Origin of the sequence: Rothia nasimurium (assembly GCF_928381705.1) — a bacterium.
GTDB lineage: Bacteria > Actinomycetota > Actinomycetes > Actinomycetales > Micrococcaceae > Rothia > Rothia nasimurium_G.
Genome location: NZ_CAKMSR010000002.1, coordinates 275,064 through 292,007 on the forward strand (window position 1 = coordinate 275,064; position 16,944 = coordinate 292,007).

Consider the following 16,944-nt stretch of genomic DNA (forward strand, 5'->3'; position numbering starts at 1 on the left):
TTATACAATTTTGATTATGAAAAATACACACACGCCCTGGTACAAGACGACCCTCACACTCGCCGTACTCCCCACAGCACTTCTAGTACTTGGAATAATTGCCGCAATGGGCAGCGGAGGCTACGCACTAGTCCTGATGACGCTTCCGTTTTCCATGCTTCTTATCGGTTACGGCACATTCCAGATGAAGAGGAAAAGCACAGCGCAACCTGGAGAGACGCTGATTGCGGGCGGGACAATCTTCTTTATCTCCACGCTTATTGCTAGCGCAATCATTGGGATTGCAGGCGGAACACCATTCGGCTTCTTTATCGCCCTGTCAGTTTTCTCGGGCTTCCTGGTACTTATCGGTTACCTACAGAAAATTGCTTCCAAAAAATAAACCCTAAAACTCCCAGCCTTCTGGGGGTGCGCCGTAACCTGGTGCGCCCCCTTCTGTTTTCTCTAGTACCGGGTAGATGATTTGGCCGGGCTGGGGTTTGTAGCCCGGTTCGCTGGTACGCTCAGCAACGGCTTTAGCAGCGTGGCAGGTGGCTGTACTGGTTTCCCACCAGCCCACGTTGCCCTCGTCGCGGCAAACTGTTAGCGGGTTCCCGCACTCGGGGCACAACATAGACTGGTAGAGCTGGTAACCGATAGCTATTACCCTGTCGCGCTCCCCCCACTCCCCCGCGCCGGTGAGCATGAAGGACGGGGATTTACCCCACGCCTGGGCGGTCTTGATAACCGCCAGCAGGGAGGGGTTAGGCTGGTCGGCCAGTACCTCGGCCACGAAATCGAGGCGTCACATCCGGGCGCATAGCGATAACGTAAGCCTGGATAATCTGGGCGAACTGGGCTCCGATGGTCTTGTGTACCTGGGCCCACTGCTCGGCGGTGAGCTTATGACCTTCCAGAGTGGCGGCGCGGGAGAAAACTTCGTACCAGTAGGAGGTGTCCTGCCCGTAGTCGTACCCTTCGGGTTTTTCGCCGAGGGCGGCGCGGGCTTGCTTCATCTCCGATTCAATCAGGGCAAATACCTTCACCTCAGCCTTGGACGCCTCAATACGAGCCAGCAGCGCCACATCCTCGGCGGGGTCTGCCTCGCCCAGGGAATCGTACCCAGTGGCTTCTTCGCCCTCGGAGATAGCTGTCTGACGTGCCTTGTACACTTCAATCTCTTCTACCAGGTTGGCGTCGCGGTAGATGGTGACGGTCTTGGTGGCGCGGTGTTCGGTGCCACCAACCAACCAGTCGGTCAGGTCAAAGGTCTTGGTGTCGGGGGTTTCGGTCATCGGGTGTCAGTCCTTTCAAAAACGGTGGGGGCCAGTCAGAGAATGAGGTGTGCCCCGTGCTGGGGACTGACCAAAATAAACCAGCACGGGGCAAGCATTTAGGCGGCGACGACGGCGTTCAGCTCAGCCTTGGTAACCGACAGAGGCACCAGGCGACGCTGGAAACCGCCAGACTCACTCGGGGTCTGCCAGTTATCAGGGATAACCTCAAAGACGGAGACCTCATCACCAGCGGCGATAGGCGCGTCGTACTTCTTACCAGTGCTACGAACAACCAGGTAGAGGGTGACGCCCTTTTCCTTGAAGGCCTGGAAAGCGAAGTCGCCCTCGGTGTCGTGCTGGCCGGGCTGTTCGGGGTTGAAGTAGCGGAAGGGGGCGATGGTGCCTTCAAAGTTGGAGGCGCCAAAGACGTTCACAGTCGCCTCGTCGCAGAGGGCGGTGCCGTCCACGGTCTCAGAAGCGGTAGCCGACAGGCGGAAGTCGGCCTTGGTGATACGGCAGGAGATATCCTTGCCTGCGGTGATCTCGGCGACGGTGGGCTTCTTCATATCTGCGGGCTTTGCCGCCAGCAGCATAAGCAGGGTGTGACCGTCGGCTAGGGTCTTGGGTACATCAGCCATGTTTTATTTGCTCTCTTTCTTTGCGTCGATGGAGCGGCCCTTGGGGGATAGCTCCCAGGTGTTGGGGAAGTTGGTGACCAGGTTTCGTTTGACCCAGGCGGTTTCGCCGGTTTGTTTGTTTTTGGCTAGCACCAGGTCTGAGGGGTTTTTTTCAGCCACAGGTTCTCCTTTATTGGGTTTCGAGCCGCCACAGTAGCGGCAGGTAGGGTATAGCGGGGGTGGTGGTTTCGTCCCAAAGCGGGTAGGCGTTGGCGTGTTGGTCGGCGTCGGGCAGCAGAAAGCCCCCGCCAACCTGGTGGTTGGTGAGGGCTTTGGTTACCAAATCAGCTGTCTCGTACACGTCCGGCTCGGTGGCGGCGACTATCTGGGTTTGCACGGTGACGCGCACGGCGTCCACTGGGCTGAGTGAGTCCAGCGCCTTCATGAGCGGGTCACCCACGGAGTTTGAGACCCATAAGCCTATGTAGGGCTTGATAGTCCCGTCGCGGTAGGTTGGCACCTTGCTGGGGACGCGCCCCGTATAGACCGACACCACATCGGGTAGGGCAGAGCGTAGAGACTCAGCCAGGGCCTCACGCACCTGAGCGGGGGTAATCACAAGACCTCATCTCCAATCTGACCGATAGCCTCGATAAAGGTAGGCTCGACAGCGTCCAGAGCAGGCCCCATATGCGGGGTTCCCGGCTGAAACCGCGTCCCGTACTCCTGAAAAACCGCGTAATCAGCCGTAGAAGCGATGACACTCGTCAAGTCATCTTCCGCCCTGGTGTGAATGCTCGAACGCAAGTTACCAGTATCAACCGGCGCGTAGTATTGCGCCTTGCTTTTCACATCGCGGGCTGCCTTGCGGACAGCTAGGCGGGCTTTCAGGCGGGCGGCGTCACCGCTGGCGGTGAGATTGCGGGCCAAGGCCTCCACCTCAGTGCCGTCGTAGAGCGAGGCCATTACGCCCCCTGCTGGGTCTGGTTGTGCTCACAAATCAAATCAAGCTCCCAGAGCAGGGTGCCTTTGAGAACTTGCTTGATGGTCAGCTCCAGCCCCACAGCCGCCGTCGCGTCCGCTTGGGTGATGCGGAGGCGGTGCCCGTCAGCCCCAGCGCGGAAGCCCACGGGGGTATCGACAGGCACGGTTACTAGGTAGTCACGCAGGTGGGCTTCCTGCCCGACCGTGGCACCGTTGGCGGCGCGGTTGAGCTGCTGCACCCGGCAGGGCACGCCCTCAGCGACCAGGGCGTCGCCGCCCTCGTCAAGAATCGAAGTACGCGGCACCGTCACCACCACATCAGCCCGCCCGGTCATAGAGCCAACAGCAACCGGTCGGTGACGCTCAGACCAGCCAGCGGGGACAACCCGGCTACCAGGGATAGGTGACACGGTGCTCTACCCCCTCCAGGTGCCCAGCACCCGAACCGGGGCCGGGGATAAACGCCGCGAAAGACCCCTCACCCGCCGCGTCCAGTGCATCAGCCTTAGCGTCCAGCTCAGCCGCCTGCTTACGCAGCTCAGCCGCCACCGCAGGCCCATCAGTCGAGAGGTCTTGCGTGGTGATTTTCTTAGAGATCATCACCTCAGACCGGGCCATGACCCGCAGAGCCTCAGCCGCAGCACGGTAGGCGCTGCCCTCTGCCAGGCGCAGGAAGGCTAAAACCTGGTCATCGGTGAAGAGCTGGTTCTCTGGGTCGAGGTCGCCGGTCAGTAGCCGGACGTCGTCTAGCTGTTCGTAGTATTCGCAGGACACAGCTACACCTCCTAAACGGGTACACAAGAAGGGGGTGGCTCAAAGCCACCCCCTCTTTAGCGGGTCAGCGTCTAAGCGCCGGTAGAAGCGTAAGCCGCAGAATCGAACAGAGTCGCAGCGCCGTGGACATGGCGAACACGGTAGTGAATGGTGTCATTCTCAAACGAACCATCTTCGAAAAGAATCTGACCGCCACCAAGGGCATTGCCCTGGTTGTTCTGGACACGCATATCAGGGTTCTCATGACCCTGAAGGAAGGTGATGCCCAGGGCGGGGTTCTTGGACTTCGCACCGGGCAGCAGGAACCACTGTTTGGGCTTCATGCCCAGGTCTGCCAGGGTCTGAGGTGCCAGCACCTTCAGGCGACCACGGAAGGGGTTAGCTTCACGAACCTTGCGCTTACCCTCGGTCACCTCAATCTCAGACGCGCTAATCAGACGCTCAGCGTCAATCGCGGCAGCAGGGTGAACCACCAGGTAGTAATCGCTCAGGTCTACACCGGAACGGCCATCAATGCGCTTACGCAGAGCCTGCGCCTTGTACGCGGCTTCGAGGGAGTCCCAGGAGAGTGCGCCGGTGCCTGCGGAGGCTTCCTTGAAGAAGCCAGCGTTCAGACCGCCAGCGCCGTCCAGGAGCAGACCAAAGACGTTGCGGTTTTCTGATTCGATGGCGGCGCTTGCGAACATCTGGGGGATATTCAGCAGCCCGGAGAAGTCGCGGTTCTTCCACATCTCCCAGGTGAACAGGAACCCGGAGCCGAACTTCTCAGCCTTGAGTTCAAGCTCGGTCTGTTCGACGGAGGCGAGGGGGTACTCGGTGCCTTCGGGGACGCGCTTCAGATCAAGGCCGCCGAAGAAGTCGCGTACCTTGACGGTGCGGAAGTCGGGGACGGTGGTTCGCAGTGCCAGGGGTTCCCATTCGCGGGTTGCCTGGGCCATGAGCTCAACGGAGGCGAGCTTGAAACCGTCCAGCAGGCTGGTGTGGAAATCGCTGGTGGAAATGGCTTCTTCGAGGCGGTGCATGGCGTGGGTTCCGCCGCGCAGGCCCTCGGTGAGAATCTTGGTGGCTTCGGCGGTCTTAGCCACCTTGGCCTTTGCTGCGCCCTCTTCTAGGGCTTCAATGGTGAAAGACATGTGTTTTTTCCTTTCGGTTAGGCGGCTACGTAGCCGTAGGGGGCGACCTCGACCAGGCCTTCGCCGGAGCCCTTAGACTTCAGGGCGACGCCGTAGGGCTTGTTGGAGTCCTGGGTGGCGGTGAGCTTGCCTGCTGAGGTGATGTAAACGGCCTGGCCCTGGGTGAGAGCGCCGGTGACGGTCAGCGCCCAGGAGCCGTCGGTGTGGACGGAGAGGGGCGCGCCGTTTTCGGCGTCGGTGATTGCAACACCGGTGATCTGGCCGATTGCTACGGGGTCGCCTGACTTGTAGGCCTTGTTGGCGGTCAGGGCGATATGGCGGGCTTCGGGGAGGATTCGGTTCTTAGCCACGGGTTACTCCTAGGTTGGTGAGGATTGCCTTTTCGGCTTCTTCGATGGACTGGGGTTCGGGGCCGGGTGCGCCCATGCCCTTGACGGGTGATGCGGGCGCGTATTCGGCTGCGGCTTCGGTGACGGCGGCACGGAATGCCTCAGCGTCAAAGCCCTCGACGTTTACGGCTTCAATCAGGCGGGCCTTGCCAGCCGGGGCGGTGATACCCTGGAAGGCTTCTTCGACGATGGCGGCGGCCTGGGTCTTGACGGCTTCAGCGGTGGCATGCGCGGCTGATTCCTGGGCCTGGGCGACCTTAGCCTTCTCGGCTTCAAGCTCCTTGGTGAGCTCAGCATTCTTGGCTTCAAGCTCCGCGACCTTGCTGTTGGCGGTGGCGGCAGTTTCTGCCGCTTCAGTGAGGGCCTTGTGTTCGGCCTCGGTGATGGTGACGGTCATGCCGCCCTCCTTTTCGGTTGATTCGGATAAATCTTCTTCGGTGACGGCAGACTCTAGGAGCGCGTCAATCTTGCCCCCGCGCCCGGCCTTAGTCACAAAGTCCACAGACTCGACGGCGGTGAGCTTTTTGACGACGCGGCCTTGCTCTGATTCCTCGATTTCGCCGGACGCGCTGATAGACACCCCAATGTAGGGGTAGGCCTCTTTCACAAATTCACGCCAGGCGGGCATAATCTTGACGTCCGCGACCAGGGCCCCGTTGCGGTTGAGGGTGGGGGCAGTTTCGAGGACGCCGACCAGCCGGTCGAGGGAGCGGACGCCGCGTTCTGCTCGTTCGGTTTCGGTGGCGTGGTCAAGGTACATGTGCGTACCTACCTCGAAGAGGGGCGCAGCTTCGGCGATAACCTCCGGGGAGTAGTACCCGCTGGAGCCTTGGCCGGGGCTGATGATAGTGACCCGGGCCCGGGCACCGGTCGATGTGGTGGAGCTGGTAGCCCCGCCTTGCTCGGTTAGTTTCATCGGCTGATTGCCTCCAAATCTTTGATAGTGGTCGGGTGTATGGCGTCGCGCCAGCCGTCTGTGTGCCGGGTGTAGGCCAGGTCGGAGAACTGTATGCGCCCGGCCTGTAGGAGCTGGTGCCGCCGCTCCCCCACCACTGCCGCCTGTGCTTCGGGGGTGAGCTGGTTGTACCAGTCCTCGCCGGTTTGAATCACCGGGCGGGCATCGGGCAGGTTTTTGAACCCGAGTTCAGCCCAGGACATGGTCAAGGGGGTTCGGGCGCAGCGGCAGTTGTGGTGGCCTTGCGGGCCTGGATCGCTGAGGGGGTGGACGCTGCCGTGCATGGCTATGCAGGCGGGGCAGGTTCGCGCCCCGAGGGTTGCCGTCCACACCCAGCCCTTCAAGACTTCGGCGTTTGCGTCGTCGTGGGCTTTGGCGGCGGCGCGTAGGGCGTCCATAGTTTCGGTGCGGGCTATCATGGTGGCTCTCGGTAGCCCGCCTTTGAACCGGCCCCCGGCCTGGTTGATGATTCGGCGGGCTGTTTCTCTCGGGTTCTTTCCGATAGCCACGCCCCGAATAAGCTCGGCGCGCAGTAGCTCTTCAATCTGGGCGGGTAGGGTCAGGTGTAGGGCGGTGATTCGTTCACCGGCCCTGGTGACCATAGCCTGGATAGCCTCGTCGTTGACCCCAACGAAGTTCACCCCCAGCCCCGGCGCACCGGGTAGCTGAGCCTGTAGGAGCTGGTCATGCAGGGTCAGGACGGCTTGCACCTCAGCGGGTAGTGCCCCGGTGATTTCTGCCCCGTACTCTTCCAGCAGGGCCTTGAGTTCGTCGTGGGCTTTCTTGATAGCCAGAGCCAGGCGACGCGACTTCGCCAGCTGCCAGGCGGGCAGACCCCCAAGCTGGTGCTTATCGAAGATTGCGGTTAGCTCGGCTTCTAGCTCCACCGCCAGAGACTCCCACAGCTCCGAATACCGGCGGGCAAGGTTAGCCTCGGCAGCGGTGAGCCAACGGTCTTGCGCCAGAGCCAGCGCCTGAGTCTGCTCAATCACGCTTCACCGGCCTGATAGGAGGCCATGAGGGCGTCAGCAACCTGGGCTCCGGCGGGGATAAACTCCCCATTCCCGTCCCGCATGGAGTCGAGCTGTTCGTCTACATCGCGGACGCGTAGGGCGCGCAGACCCAGACGCGCCAGAGTCTCCTTGGGGGCAAGCCCGGACGCGTCCAGCGAGGTGATAGCTTTCAGAGTCTCAGCTAGGCCGATATCTTCAATCTCAGGCCAGTCAAAGACTAGGGTTCGCTCCCCGCTGGTCAGGTGCCAGGTCTTGCGGCCGCCGGTGATTCGGGCGGTGCCGGTCAGGTCACCCAGCGGCGCGGCGAGGTGGGCGTCCATAACGTGGTTCAGAATGGCGCGGTAGGTTTCTGTCCAGACCTCCCGACGATTCTTGAAGCGCAGCACCATCGGCTGGGTCAGTGTCTCAGCCACAGCCCGCGCCCCCGTAGACCCAGGGTCGCCTAGTAGCTGGGTGATGGGTAGGCCGAGGGCTGCGGCAACCATACGCGCCAAAGGGTCACCGCTGGTTGCGTCAATCTGCGCGCCGGTCGAGGGCATGGCCTGAATGTCCGCACCCGTCATAGCCAAGGTTCCCCCGGCCTGACCGTGGGCTACTGCCTGCTGCATGGCGGCGCGGGCGGCCATCGTATCGGTCTTGGTCTTGCCCGTGATTTTGTAGGCAATCATTGAGACGGCCTTGGTCAGGCGTGACCAATCGGTGAGGAAGGTATCGTAAGCGCGTACCCAGGGCACCGCGGCGTACAAATCGCCTACACCGTACTGCCAGCCATTCGGTGCCCCGTCCTTGACGTGATAGACCGGTGCCGACCACTCCACCGGGGTTCCGCCCATGATACGAGGACGAGCCACCGGGGAATAGCCCAGGGCCGGGTAAAGGGTCTCTACCTGCTTCCGGTTCACGGTATGCCTGCGCCGGTAGAACCAGGGTTCGGCGGCGTCCTCCGGGTTCGTGATGATCTCGGCAACCTCAACCGAGGGTATGACGCGCACCTGGACGCGCCCGGTTCGGGGGTCGGTGAAGCAGGCGGCGAAAACATTGCCGTCAGTGCTGAGGGCTGATTCTAGGGAAAGGCGGGCGAGGTGCCCGGTGAAAGTGCCCCGGTTCGCCGGGTCGTCGAGGAAGCCCTGGATAACCTCATTTACGGCGGGGTCAGTTGCGGTGATACCTAGGCCGGTGCCCCAGATGTAGGCGGCACGGATACCTAGGCCTTGCTTGGCGAGGGGGTTTGTGACGGCAAAGACGCGGCAGGTTTCGGCGTTGCGGACGCGGGCGGCATGGTCAAACTCGTCAGCGCCGGTGGTGCCTCCTAGTCGCGCCCACCCGGCGTCCTCACGGCGCAGGGAGAGGGACATATCGCTCATGGCTTCGCGCAGGTGCTCAATGGTTTGGGTGACGCCGAGGCGGTCGGGTTCACCCCCCAGCCGGGTAATCACTGATTCTTGTAGGTTCTTGATGATACCCAAAAGGGTTCACCCCCTCCTCGTCTAGTAGTCGTATGGGGCTATGGTGTAGTCGTCGAAGAGCTCGAAGGTTTCCTCAACCTCGGTGTCTATGCGGTATAGCAGTAGCTGGGACACTGCTTGGGTGAGCGCGTCCACGCTGTCATCGTGAGAGGACGCGGGGAAGAGTTTTAGCTCTTCCAGTAGCTCCCCGACGTTCGGCAGCAGGGCCGGGGCCGGTAGCAGGATGTCCCCGGCGTGGGCGTAGGCTGATACGGCGTTAGCGCGGGCTATCTTCCCGCCCTCGGGGTTTACGGGTATTAGCCCGCCAATTTCGCCGGAGAGCGTGGTCATCACCGCAGGGCCGTTAGCCTTATCCTCGACGTATTTGGCGTAGGCTTGCGGCCACTTGGCCGACAGGCCCCGAATGGCGTCGAGGGTTTGGGTGAAGTTCATTCGGTCGCGCACCATATCCAGCAGATAGGCTTGTGACCCGACGCGGAGCCAGACCTGCCCAACAACGTAGTCGGAGCCGTCCGTACCCTTGAAAGCCAAGTCCCAGGACTGGACTAGCTCATGGTCAGCACGGCCAACACCGGGCACCAGGCGCGCCCCGTTCGGCTGAACCTCCCACAAGGGTTGTTCATAGCGTGCCCACTCGGCAGGGAAGATACCGCCCTCATCAGGTGACGGCACACCTTGGTAGAGGGCCGCCCAGGTTTTGGGGCCGACCTGCTTTTTGCGTTCCTCCCACTGCTCACGGGTGAAGCCCTGAACCGACTTCATATACTCGCCCGGCTCACGGCCTAGCGGGTCGCTCTCCCCCAGCTCGGGGCGGTGGTCAGCCTGGGCGGGTATGCGTAGGAACTCCCATACGCCGGGGTTTGCTCTCATGAGCTGCCCGGCGAGGTCGTCGTCATGCCAGCGGGTGAGGATCACGATAACGGAGCTTCCACCCTGTACGCGGGGTAGTGCGGTGCCTGTCCACCAGTCCCAGGTTTTTGTCTGGTAGGTGGGTGAGGCGGCTTCGGCGAAGCCCTTGACGGGGTCGTCAATAATGAGCAGGTCAGCAGAGCGGGAGGTGAGCGCACCGCCAACGGAGGCCGCGTATACGCCGCCTCGGTGTCCTCGTATCTGCCAGTTGCGTTCTGTGTCTTTGCCGCCGATTACGAGTCCGGCGCTTTCGCCTCGGTCTTTGATTTGACGGCGCAGCGCGTCAGAAAAGCGGATAGCGATTTGCGATTCATAGGACGCTATGACGATACGAGTGTCGGGGTCTTGCTGTAGTACCCAGGCGGGGAAGGCGATAGAGGCCCGCAGGCTTTTACCGTTCTGCGGCGGCATACTGATAATGCCCCGAAAGTCGGGGGTTGTGTACGCCTTCATGAGGAACTGGTCGATAGCTTCGAGGGCTGGGGTTTGCACGGTTTTGGGGTCAAAGTGCCGTGCTGCCTCGTAGGGGGTTGCCCAGAGCTGTTCTGGGGCTTTGAAGTGCCCTGCGAGGGCGGTGAAGAAGTTAGAGGCCACGGCTTTTAGGCTCCTATCTTCTGAAACTCCTCAGCTAGTAGAGTCTTGGCCCGGTCTGTGGTTGCCTTGGGGAGGTCTAGGGCGGTCAGGACGCGAATCAGGCAGGCTGCTACGAGTTCGGCTTTGGCGGTTTCGAGGCTGAGCTTCTTCCCCTCAATATCGTGCTTCAAAGCAATGTCGAGGGTTTTGGTGAGCTTGTCGATAACCTTCAGGTAGATGTCTATCTCGACCTTGACGGTTTCCGCGCCCTCGGCGGTGTAGCTCGCCAGCTCGTCGCCCAGGTCATTGACCCGCTGGGTGAGCTGGTCTTTCATGTGAACCAGCTCAGCGGTGAGCTTCTGCAACTCCCCTAGCGGGTCTGTGTTACCCTGGGTGGCCTTGCCGGTGAGGGCTTTGCGCTCTAGCTCGGTAAGAATCTTCTTCTCAACCTGGCGTTCTTTGACCTTCCGCAGGGCGTTGGGGGACTTCCCGCCGTGGTAGCGACACTTGGTTTGCCCTTTCATGGCCCACTGCCCACAGCGATCCCCGGTGTTGCGGGAGAGCGCCGTACATCGCTTATCATCAGGGCGAGGCTGAGCCATGCGGGTTGCCTCCTAACAGGGGGTGTATGTTTTACCGCCCTGGTATTGCATTTAGGCGGCTTCTTCTCTGGGGTCTGGTCTACAGGTGCAGCGTCCGGTGGCGAAGCAGTCGAGGTTACAGGTGGCGACGGCGTCGGCGGCGTCGTTTGCGTCGGGGTTCTGCATTGGCTACCGCCTTTCGTGCTGTGGGGTCTGCATGGGGTAATGGCGCGTCTTTGCGCTCGGTGAGGTCTGGGGTGATGTATTGGCGGAGGTAGGCCGGGGCGCGCTTGGCAGGCTCAGCGGGGGCGGTGCGCTTGGTGTCGGCGGCTAGAAGCTCGTACAGGTCAGGTAGTCGTCTGGTCATCGTTGTCACCGCCTTTAACGCAAAAAAGGAGCCCACCGGTTAGGGTGGGCTCCTTTCTTTGTACACACATGGAAGAGCAGCGCTTGACGGCTCGAGTTTTTACCTGGACCGGCGGGGGCGCGTTCGAGCGCCCCTTTTACTGACGCCCCCACTCGGCTACCCAGGCAAACAAAAAAGCCCGGTCGCCCCTGCTTACAGGACTTCCGAACTTACCTTTTATTCTTGTTCAAAATTGCTTTCAGGTCAAGCACCCCACGCCCGTTTGATTGCCTGTCGCTCTGCGGCGTCCAGCACATCATCGAAAAGGTACTCGTACCCGCCGCCCGTGCGTCTGCGTCTACCTGCTGGGAGTTTGCCGCGTCGGTGCCAGTTACGCACGTCCATCTGGTTAATCTCGTACCCGCAGAGTTTGATTGCTGCGGGCATTTCCTGATAGGTGAACCATGCCCCGCCGAGGGCGTCGAGGACGAGGTCGCGCAGGTTTTCGCGGACGGTTTCGAGGTTCTGCTCGGTGCCGCAGGCGGTGCAGAAGTGGACTTGGCGGTCTGCGGGGGCTTTGATGAATACCCCGCATGTGGTGCATTTGCCGTGGGTGCGTATCTGTGGGGCGAGGTCTACGAGCCGGGTCGCGGCGTTCACGGCCTCAGCGAGTTCGCGGACGAGTTCGGGGGCGGGGTCGTCTTGCTGAGCCCAGGCGAGCTTGTAGACCTGTTCCCGTACTATGTGGGGGTCGGTGGAGCCTACGCCTACCCGTGCGCCGAGGTCGCCGATAGCGCGGGTGAGCCGGTCACTGACGGCGAGTGCTCCGAGGTTGATGCCGAGGGGCTGGCCCTCTTGTCCGGTGGTGTACCCGCCCTGGGTTTTGGTGGTGGTTTTGGCGGCTTCGGTACGTAGCTCGACAAGGAGGGTCGCTGACTGGGTGAGCTGGGTTTCGGTGAAGGCGACGCAGTCGGGGCAGGTTGCGGCGTGGGTGGGGTTGGTGCAGATTTGGCAGGGGTGGGGCACTGGGTGGCTCCTAACTGGGTGGGGGTGGGCGTGGTTAGTGAATGTGTTTCCGGGCGTGGTGGTCGGCGTCGTCCTCGGTCTTGTGGGTTCCGAGGGGGCCGCAGATGTGGCAGGTGATTTTGATGTAGACGGGTTCGCCGGTGGGGCCGGGTATCTCGGTGTACGTGACGCGGTGCTGGGCCATTAGCGGGCTGTCCTTTCGTGGCTTCGGGCGACTGATTTAGCCAGCGCCTTGGAGTCGGTTTCGGTGTGGAGCTGGGCGCAGGTGCAGGTTACCTGGTAGAGGGTTCGACCCCAGAAGGTGCGGACGCGGGCGACGGTGGTTTGGTGGATCAATTGGTGTCCTCTCGTATGGTGATGATGATGTGTGGGGGTTGGGTGCGGTCGATGCCGCCGTGTTCTAGGGCGGCTCGTAGGTGGGTGTGGTCGTCGTCGGCGAGGACTCCGGCGTCTACGATTCCGTCAATACATGCCTTGAGGGTGGCGAAGAGGTTGTGGGGGTCGTAGCGGCCTGCCCGGTTTTTGTAGATGTGGCCGGTGATGGTTGCCCGTGCCAGGGTGGGGACTTCGGCGGTGCGGGTGGTGTGTTCGGCGTAGGTTCGCCAGGCTTTGACCTTCACAGCGCGGGCCCGGTAATGGTCGCGGTCGTTGAGGGAGAGCCATTTTCGCCCGTTTTCGACGGTGAGTTTTAGTGTCCAGGTGCGGGGCATGGTTCTTCTCCTTGGTGTATGAGGTGCTGGGCGGCGGCGTGGAATGGTGTTTGGGTGGCGTACCAGTCGCATAACCGGCAGCGGGCGACAGGTTTGCGGGTGCGGGGTAGCCAGATGATGTAGGGGTCGTGGGGCTGTGTGGTCATCGGTGTGCCTCCGCTTGGTGAATGGATAGGGCGGCCTTGGCATCAAGGAGGGTGGCGGCACGGTGTACCCAGTAGCAGGTGGGGTGGGGGGCAGTGGGCCCAGTACCAGCCGCCCCAGTTGTCGGGGGCTTGGCTGGTTAGCATGGTGCCTCCGTGCAGCAGTTGTGGGTGCGGGCATCGGCTTTTGCTTCGGCTTCGGTGTCGAATCCCCAGAGGCCGTTGAGGCAGCGGGGGCATTGCCAGGCCCAAAGATTGTCAGAGTCCGGGGTGAGTTTGCGTTGGAAGATCATGGGTTATTTCTTTCGGTGAGGCCCCACCACCATTCGGCGGTGAGGTGAGTAAAGGTGAGCCCGCACCAGGTGAGGACGGCGCGGGCAGGGGCAATGATGGCTAGGGTCACTGCTGCGCCCAGGCAGGCAATGGCAAGGGCGGCGGCGGTGAGGGTAGCCCAGGTGAGGACGGCTAGGGTCACTGGTACTCCCCTGTTTCTGGGTTGTAGTAGGTGAGGTCGCCGACCTGAATGCGTTGTGAGCCGTCTGGGAGTACCCAGGTGATGCGGGTGACGGTCTTGGTGGAGCTAATCAGCAGCTCGTCTGTTTCCTTGCCGTTGGCGTACCAGATGCCCTCGGTTCCGGTGGGGCCGGTCGACCACCCATCGAGTTCCGCCCGGGGCGTGCCGTCCGTGGTGATGTATGCGCCTATGACGGGTTCGCGGGAGGTGTAGTGGAACTTCATGGGCGGTTTGGGTTTGGGGGTTGCCCCCGCCACAGGGGCAGGGGCGGACTCAGTGGCGGGTGCGGACGCTGGGGAGGTGCCCACGCACCCACCCAGCAGGAGCAGGACGGGTAGGAGCACCCACCCGGCGGCAGGGGCACGGCGGGTCATTTCTTTCTCCTTTGTGAATAGCGGGCAATCATCAGAACAAGCTCAGCGTCCAGCGGCCTGGCGTCTACCCGTGCAGGTTTCACAACTGCCCGGAGTTGCTTGACACCGGCAAGTAGTCCCCAGCCTTCCGGCAGCTCTTCAGGCTTGACTATCCCCTGTTCTGGGACGACTATCCACCAGTAGTTGCAGTAGGAGCGCCAGGCCTCTGATTTCTCCCCAGCTGTGCGGTGCTCGGTGAGCCAGTCTGCGCGGGAAACTTTGATTTCAAAGCCATGAACAGGCGGGCGGTGGCGTTCGAACCTTTCCTTGTTTTCGTTCCAGACTTCCTCTGTCTGCGAGTCAAGGGCGATGAAGTCAGCGCGTCGTATGCCCTTGCCAGGGTCGGCCATGAGGACTTGTGAGGCGGCGATGTAGCGGGGTAGACCTGCCTGGTTGCGGCCTGAGTATCTGCGGTGCAGTAGGCGGGTCATATCTGCCTCAGATGCGCGGGTCACTCGGTATCACCTGCCAGGGCCTGCGCGTAGGCTTCGGGGTGGTTGCGGGCTACCCTGCCCAGGCGCGCCTCGTAGATTTCAAGCCGCCGGGTGAGCTTGTCGATGTGGGCTAGCAGGCCGGGCAGAGCGTTACGGGCTTCAATGGTTAGCTCGAAGTTAGCCAGACGGTTTGATTCCAGCCCAACGTCGCAGCAGCCACAACCTAGCTGAGAGATTATGGGACCTTCAAGACTTGCGATTGAATCAATCACTGGATTGCTTGGTTCTTGCCCCTCTATGTAGGGTTCAATCTTCCACGGCGCGGGGCTGGCGTCTTCGTGTAGCTCACGGAGCCGGGTTAGCTCATCGGGGGTCATTGGTTCTCCTTGTAGTTGGCGATTTCTAGCAGCACATCGGCGTGGCACGGTTGGTCGAGCGGGCACCAGCAGGCCAGGTTCTTACCAGCCAGCTCAGCCCAAATCTCAGCACGGGTCGGATACGACGGCAGTTCATCGCGGTTCTCTACCGGGCGTAGAAGCCAGCTGAAACGGTAAACGGCGTCAGCCCTGTCCTTGACCCGGAGCATTCCAGATAGAAATAGCCGGAGCCCTTTGGCCCCGTTATGAGCCAAGACGATGCCAGGGTACGCAGCTCCTACCTTGTAGGGGTTGCCCCACTTGGAGCCGCGTCCGACGTAGACGGTGTTCTCGGGCATGCGCCACCCCTTGGTGCGCTTTCGCTGGACACGAACCGGGGTCATGCGTCCTCCTTGGGGGTCTTCAGCTGACCGACGACTTTGTAAACCTCGACCTCGCTTGGGTCTACCTGTAGGAGCTGAAAATAATCGAAAGCTATTACATGCCCGGCAGTTCGAAACATTGGCTCGGGGCTCATGTCTTCGCCTTCTGCCGGGCATTTACCGATGAAGATAGTGCCCAGGGCCAGCTGGTTGGCGGTCAGCTTGCGTAGGGGCAGGTCACCCTTGACCCAGAGTGACCAACCATTACGCCCGTACCAGGCGCTGTAAAAGGCTTCAGACCATACGGCGAAGCTGGCCTCCTCGTCCCATCCGACGTATTCATAGGGCGGGTAGGCGCTGTCACGCTCCATCCGGTGGGTAAGGGCGCCCAGCTCTGGGTGGACGCACTTGGCTTCGAGGCCGTCTAGCTTCTCCCAGTCGATACGCTCACCATCGGCGATAGCTTCGGTGAGGTTAGACCAGCCCGCCAGGGGGTGGTCGCCCTGGGCTTGCTGGCCGTCCTGGTAGCCCAGGTCGTAGGCGCGCTCGAAGTCGCTGTTGTAAGTGGTCCGATACGTTAGGCGGCCAAAACCATCAGTCCTGAAACCGAGCTTCGGGTAAATATCTTCGGGGTACTTATTCACGGTCATTGGTGTTTCTCCTTTGGGTGTGGGTAGGCCCCGGCAGGGTGCGCCGGGGCCGGGTTGCTGTCAAAGTTTCTGGGTAGCCCCTGGCGCTTGACAGATAAGGGGGTGCCCTAATCTCACAAAAACGGGTGTTTTTGGGAGATAGGGGCAGGGTTGCGGGGTGCTAACTACCAAAACAGGGGCATTTTGGGAGTTAGAGCAGAGCTATCTCTTGCGGTTCTTCGTAAACGGGGCGGCAAAAATCTTCACCAGCGAGACCAGCGTGACGTATGCAAGCACCACCGGCCACACAAGAAAAGCGCTACCAAACGTGCTAGCTAACTTCGCGTCCTGGGTCTCCCCTTTCTTCCTAAATGATTCAGCAGCAAGGCCAAACGATACGAACCATACGAGTGCTACCGCGAAGTACGCGATGATAAGCCACAGATTCATGAGGGTTCACCTTCCTAAAAGGGCGGGTTTTCATCGGCCCCACCCTGCCCCCAGTCGTAGTTGCCCTGAGCTTGCTGTGCCCACGGGTCGGCTTGGGGTGCGCTCTGCTGGGGGTTCTGTCCTTGGGGTTGTGTACCCCCTTGGGGTGTGCCGAAGCCGCCTGCGTAGGCGTTTTGGACGGGGCCGGTGGCGTTGCTCTGCTGGTTTTGTTGGCCGTTTTTGGTGGGGGCGATTCGGATGAAGTCTGCGGTGACTTCGAGGGAGCGCCCGGCAGCACCGTCTTGGGTTTGGTATTCGCGGGTTTCTTCGCGTCCGATGATTTCGATGCGGGTGCCGGGTTGGATGTTGGCCCAGGTGTCTGCGAGGGTGCCCCAGAGGGTGATTTTGCGGTAGGTGGTGCCGGTTTTGCGGTAGCCGGTGGGGTCGTTTTGGTCTTTGGTGGAGTGGGGTTCTGCGGTGTTGAAGTTGAGGACGGGGAGGCCACTGTTGGTGTGGCGAAGTTCGGGGTTTTTGCCGTTGCCGGTGTTGGGGTTGACGCCTTGGACGAAGGCGGTGAAGCGGATGTCAGCCATTTAGTTAGTCTCCTTGTAGGGGTTGAGGGTGTGCAGGTGGTCGCGTTGTTCTTCGGTGAGGTAGTGCTCGTAGGCGGTGTCCACAGCTTGCTCGTAGGCTTGGGCTTGGATTTCACGGACGGCGGTGGTGATGCTTTCGCAGGTGAGTTCCCAGCCTTCTTTCACGTCGGCGCTGGTGAAGCTGCCCATTGCTTGGTTCAGGGGCTGCGCTGTTTCGTTCTGGGCTTCTTCGAATGCTGTCGAGTGGAGGACTTGGGTGATAGTGCTGAGGTAGACCAGGTTGGTCATGTGGGTGATGAACATTTGTGGGTCGGTCAT

General features: G+C 61.2%; 30 protein-coding genes. 1 reads left to right on the top strand and 29 read right to left on the bottom strand.

The window, feature by feature from the left end; genetic code table 11:
* Positions 1 to 10: 10 nt before the first annotated feature.
* Positions 11 to 382: a hypothetical protein gene (locus L6762_RS02915; RefSeq protein WP_237185486.1), complete on the top strand. Its 372-nt coding sequence runs from the start codon at positions 11 to 13 to the stop codon at positions 380 to 382.
* 3 nt (positions 383 to 385) lie between these two features.
* Here L6762_RS02915 and L6762_RS02920 read toward each other — a convergent pair whose 3' ends face one another.
* The 29 genes from L6762_RS02920 to L6762_RS03060 all read right to left on the bottom strand — a co-directional run bounded on the left by L6762_RS02920 (position 386) and on the right by L6762_RS03060 (position 16,944).
* Positions 386 to 772, bottom strand: coding sequence for a hypothetical protein (locus L6762_RS02920; RefSeq protein WP_237185487.1), 387 nt, complete (start codon positions 770 to 772; stop codon positions 386 to 388).
* Positions 744 to 1,274 (bottom strand): hypothetical protein, encoded by a 531-nt coding sequence (locus L6762_RS02925; protein ID WP_237185488.1) that lies wholly within the window; start codon positions 1,272 to 1,274, stop codon positions 744 to 746. Before L6762_RS02925 ends, L6762_RS02920 begins: the two co-directional genes overlap by 29 nt.
* 98 nt (positions 1,275 to 1,372) lie before the next feature.
* The gene (locus tag L6762_RS02930; protein ID WP_237185489.1) at positions 1,373 to 1,894 is read right to left on the bottom strand and encodes a hypothetical protein; all 522 of its coding nucleotides are present in this window, start codon (positions 1,892 to 1,894) and stop codon (positions 1,373 to 1,375) included.
* A 3-nt stretch (positions 1,895 to 1,897) separates the two neighbouring features.
* Positions 1,898 to 2,053: a hypothetical protein gene (locus L6762_RS02935; protein ID WP_237185490.1), complete on the bottom strand. Its 156-nt coding sequence runs from the start codon at positions 2,051 to 2,053 to the stop codon at positions 1,898 to 1,900.
* A gap of 10 nt (positions 2,054 to 2,063) precedes the next feature.
* Complete coding sequence (locus L6762_RS02940) at positions 2,064 to 2,492, bottom strand: hypothetical protein (RefSeq protein ID WP_237185491.1); 429 nt, start codon at positions 2,490 to 2,492, stop codon at positions 2,064 to 2,066.
* A complete protein-coding gene (locus L6762_RS02945) occupies positions 2,489 to 2,839 on the bottom strand; it encodes an HK97-gp10 family putative phage morphogenesis protein (protein WP_237185492.1) in 351 nt (116 codons plus the stop codon). The genes L6762_RS02940 and L6762_RS02945 overlap by 4 nt, the downstream gene beginning before the upstream one ends.
* Entirely contained in the window at positions 2,839 to 3,267 is a 429-nt protein-coding gene (locus L6762_RS02950) for a DUF6093 family protein (RefSeq protein ID WP_237185493.1), read from the bottom strand. The genes L6762_RS02945 and L6762_RS02950 overlap by 1 nt, the downstream gene beginning before the upstream one ends.
* Entirely contained in the window at positions 3,248 to 3,631 is a 384-nt protein-coding gene (locus L6762_RS02955; RefSeq protein WP_237185494.1) for a hypothetical protein, read from the bottom strand. The genes L6762_RS02950 and L6762_RS02955 overlap by 20 nt, the downstream gene beginning before the upstream one ends.
* 71 nt (positions 3,632 to 3,702) lie before the next feature.
* Complete coding sequence (locus L6762_RS02960; protein ID WP_237185495.1) at positions 3,703 to 4,764, bottom strand: hypothetical protein; 1,062 nt, start codon at positions 4,762 to 4,764, stop codon at positions 3,703 to 3,705.
* Positions 4,765 to 4,781: 17 nt separating this feature from the next.
* On the bottom strand, positions 4,782 to 5,114 hold the full coding sequence (locus L6762_RS02965) for a DUF2190 family protein (RefSeq protein ID WP_237185496.1): 333 nt from the start codon (positions 5,112 to 5,114) through the stop codon (positions 4,782 to 4,784).
* On the bottom strand, positions 5,107 to 6,069 hold the full coding sequence (locus tag L6762_RS02970) for a hypothetical protein (protein WP_237185497.1): 963 nt from the start codon (positions 6,067 to 6,069) through the stop codon (positions 5,107 to 5,109). Before L6762_RS02970 ends, L6762_RS02965 begins: the two co-directional genes overlap by 8 nt.
* The gene (locus L6762_RS02975) at positions 6,066 to 7,100 is read right to left on the bottom strand and encodes a phage minor head protein (RefSeq protein WP_237185498.1); all 1,035 of its coding nucleotides are present in this window, start codon (positions 7,098 to 7,100) and stop codon (positions 6,066 to 6,068) included. The genes L6762_RS02970 and L6762_RS02975 overlap by 4 nt, the downstream gene beginning before the upstream one ends.
* Positions 7,097 to 8,587 carry a hypothetical protein gene (locus L6762_RS02980; RefSeq protein ID WP_237185499.1) on the bottom strand — a complete coding sequence of 497 codons (1,491 nt, stop codon included), beginning with the start codon at positions 8,585 to 8,587 and terminating at the stop codon, positions 7,097 to 7,099. The genes L6762_RS02975 and L6762_RS02980 overlap by 4 nt, the downstream gene beginning before the upstream one ends.
* Positions 8,588 to 8,608: 21 nt before the next feature.
* Positions 8,609 to 10,090 (bottom strand): phage terminase large subunit, encoded by a 1,482-nt coding sequence (gene terL, locus L6762_RS02985; RefSeq protein ID WP_237185500.1) that lies wholly within the window; start codon positions 10,088 to 10,090, stop codon positions 8,609 to 8,611.
* A gap of 5 nt (positions 10,091 to 10,095) precedes the next feature.
* Positions 10,096 to 10,671: a hypothetical protein gene (locus tag L6762_RS02990; protein WP_237185501.1), complete on the bottom strand. Its 576-nt coding sequence runs from the start codon at positions 10,669 to 10,671 to the stop codon at positions 10,096 to 10,098.
* Positions 10,672 to 10,786: 115 nt separating this feature from the next.
* The gene (locus L6762_RS02995) at positions 10,787 to 11,017 is read right to left on the bottom strand and encodes a hypothetical protein (RefSeq protein ID WP_237185502.1); all 231 of its coding nucleotides are present in this window, start codon (positions 11,015 to 11,017) and stop codon (positions 10,787 to 10,789) included.
* A 243-nt stretch (positions 11,018 to 11,260) separates the two neighbouring features.
* Entirely contained in the window at positions 11,261 to 12,022 is a 762-nt protein-coding gene (locus L6762_RS03000) for a hypothetical protein (protein ID WP_237185503.1), read from the bottom strand.
* Positions 12,023 to 12,056: 34 nt separating this feature from the next.
* The gene (locus tag L6762_RS03005; protein WP_237185504.1) at positions 12,057 to 12,206 is read right to left on the bottom strand and encodes a hypothetical protein; all 150 of its coding nucleotides are present in this window, start codon (positions 12,204 to 12,206) and stop codon (positions 12,057 to 12,059) included.
* Entirely contained in the window at positions 12,206 to 12,358 is a 153-nt protein-coding gene (locus tag L6762_RS03010) for a hypothetical protein (RefSeq protein ID WP_237185505.1), read from the bottom strand. The genes L6762_RS03005 and L6762_RS03010 overlap by 1 nt, the downstream gene beginning before the upstream one ends.
* A complete protein-coding gene (locus tag L6762_RS03015) occupies positions 12,355 to 12,732 on the bottom strand; it encodes a hypothetical protein (protein WP_237185506.1) in 378 nt (125 codons plus the stop codon). Before L6762_RS03015 ends, L6762_RS03010 begins: the two co-directional genes overlap by 4 nt.
* A gap of 432 nt (positions 12,733 to 13,164) precedes the next feature.
* Positions 13,165 to 13,350, bottom strand: a complete 186-nt coding sequence (locus L6762_RS03020; RefSeq protein ID WP_237185507.1) for a hypothetical protein — start codon at positions 13,348 to 13,350, stop codon at positions 13,165 to 13,167.
* Positions 13,347 to 13,763, bottom strand: a complete 417-nt coding sequence (locus tag L6762_RS03025; protein WP_237185508.1) for a hypothetical protein — start codon at positions 13,761 to 13,763, stop codon at positions 13,347 to 13,349. The genes L6762_RS03020 and L6762_RS03025 overlap by 4 nt, the downstream gene beginning before the upstream one ends.
* Positions 13,760 to 14,257, bottom strand: a complete 498-nt coding sequence (locus tag L6762_RS03030) for a hypothetical protein (protein ID WP_237185509.1) — start codon at positions 14,255 to 14,257, stop codon at positions 13,760 to 13,762. Before L6762_RS03030 ends, L6762_RS03025 begins: the two co-directional genes overlap by 4 nt.
* Positions 14,254 to 14,613, bottom strand: coding sequence for a hypothetical protein (locus L6762_RS03035; protein WP_237185510.1), 360 nt, complete (start codon positions 14,611 to 14,613; stop codon positions 14,254 to 14,256). Before L6762_RS03035 ends, L6762_RS03030 begins: the two co-directional genes overlap by 4 nt.
* Positions 14,610 to 14,996 carry a DUF4326 domain-containing protein gene (locus L6762_RS03040; RefSeq protein WP_237185511.1) on the bottom strand — a complete coding sequence of 129 codons (387 nt, stop codon included), beginning with the start codon at positions 14,994 to 14,996 and terminating at the stop codon, positions 14,610 to 14,612. The genes L6762_RS03035 and L6762_RS03040 overlap by 4 nt, the downstream gene beginning before the upstream one ends.
* Complete coding sequence (locus tag L6762_RS03045; protein WP_237185512.1) at positions 14,993 to 15,625, bottom strand: hypothetical protein; 633 nt, start codon at positions 15,623 to 15,625, stop codon at positions 14,993 to 14,995. Before L6762_RS03045 ends, L6762_RS03040 begins: the two co-directional genes overlap by 4 nt.
* 201 nt (positions 15,626 to 15,826) lie before the next feature.
* On the bottom strand, positions 15,827 to 16,054 hold the full coding sequence (locus tag L6762_RS03050) for a hypothetical protein (protein ID WP_237185513.1): 228 nt from the start codon (positions 16,052 to 16,054) through the stop codon (positions 15,827 to 15,829).
* Positions 16,055 to 16,068: 14 nt separating this feature from the next.
* Positions 16,069 to 16,626, bottom strand: coding sequence for a single-stranded DNA-binding protein (locus L6762_RS03055; protein WP_237185514.1), 558 nt, complete (start codon positions 16,624 to 16,626; stop codon positions 16,069 to 16,071).
* Entirely contained in the window at positions 16,627 to 16,944 is a 318-nt protein-coding gene (locus L6762_RS03060) for a hypothetical protein (RefSeq protein WP_237185515.1), read from the bottom strand. It abuts the gene before it with no gap.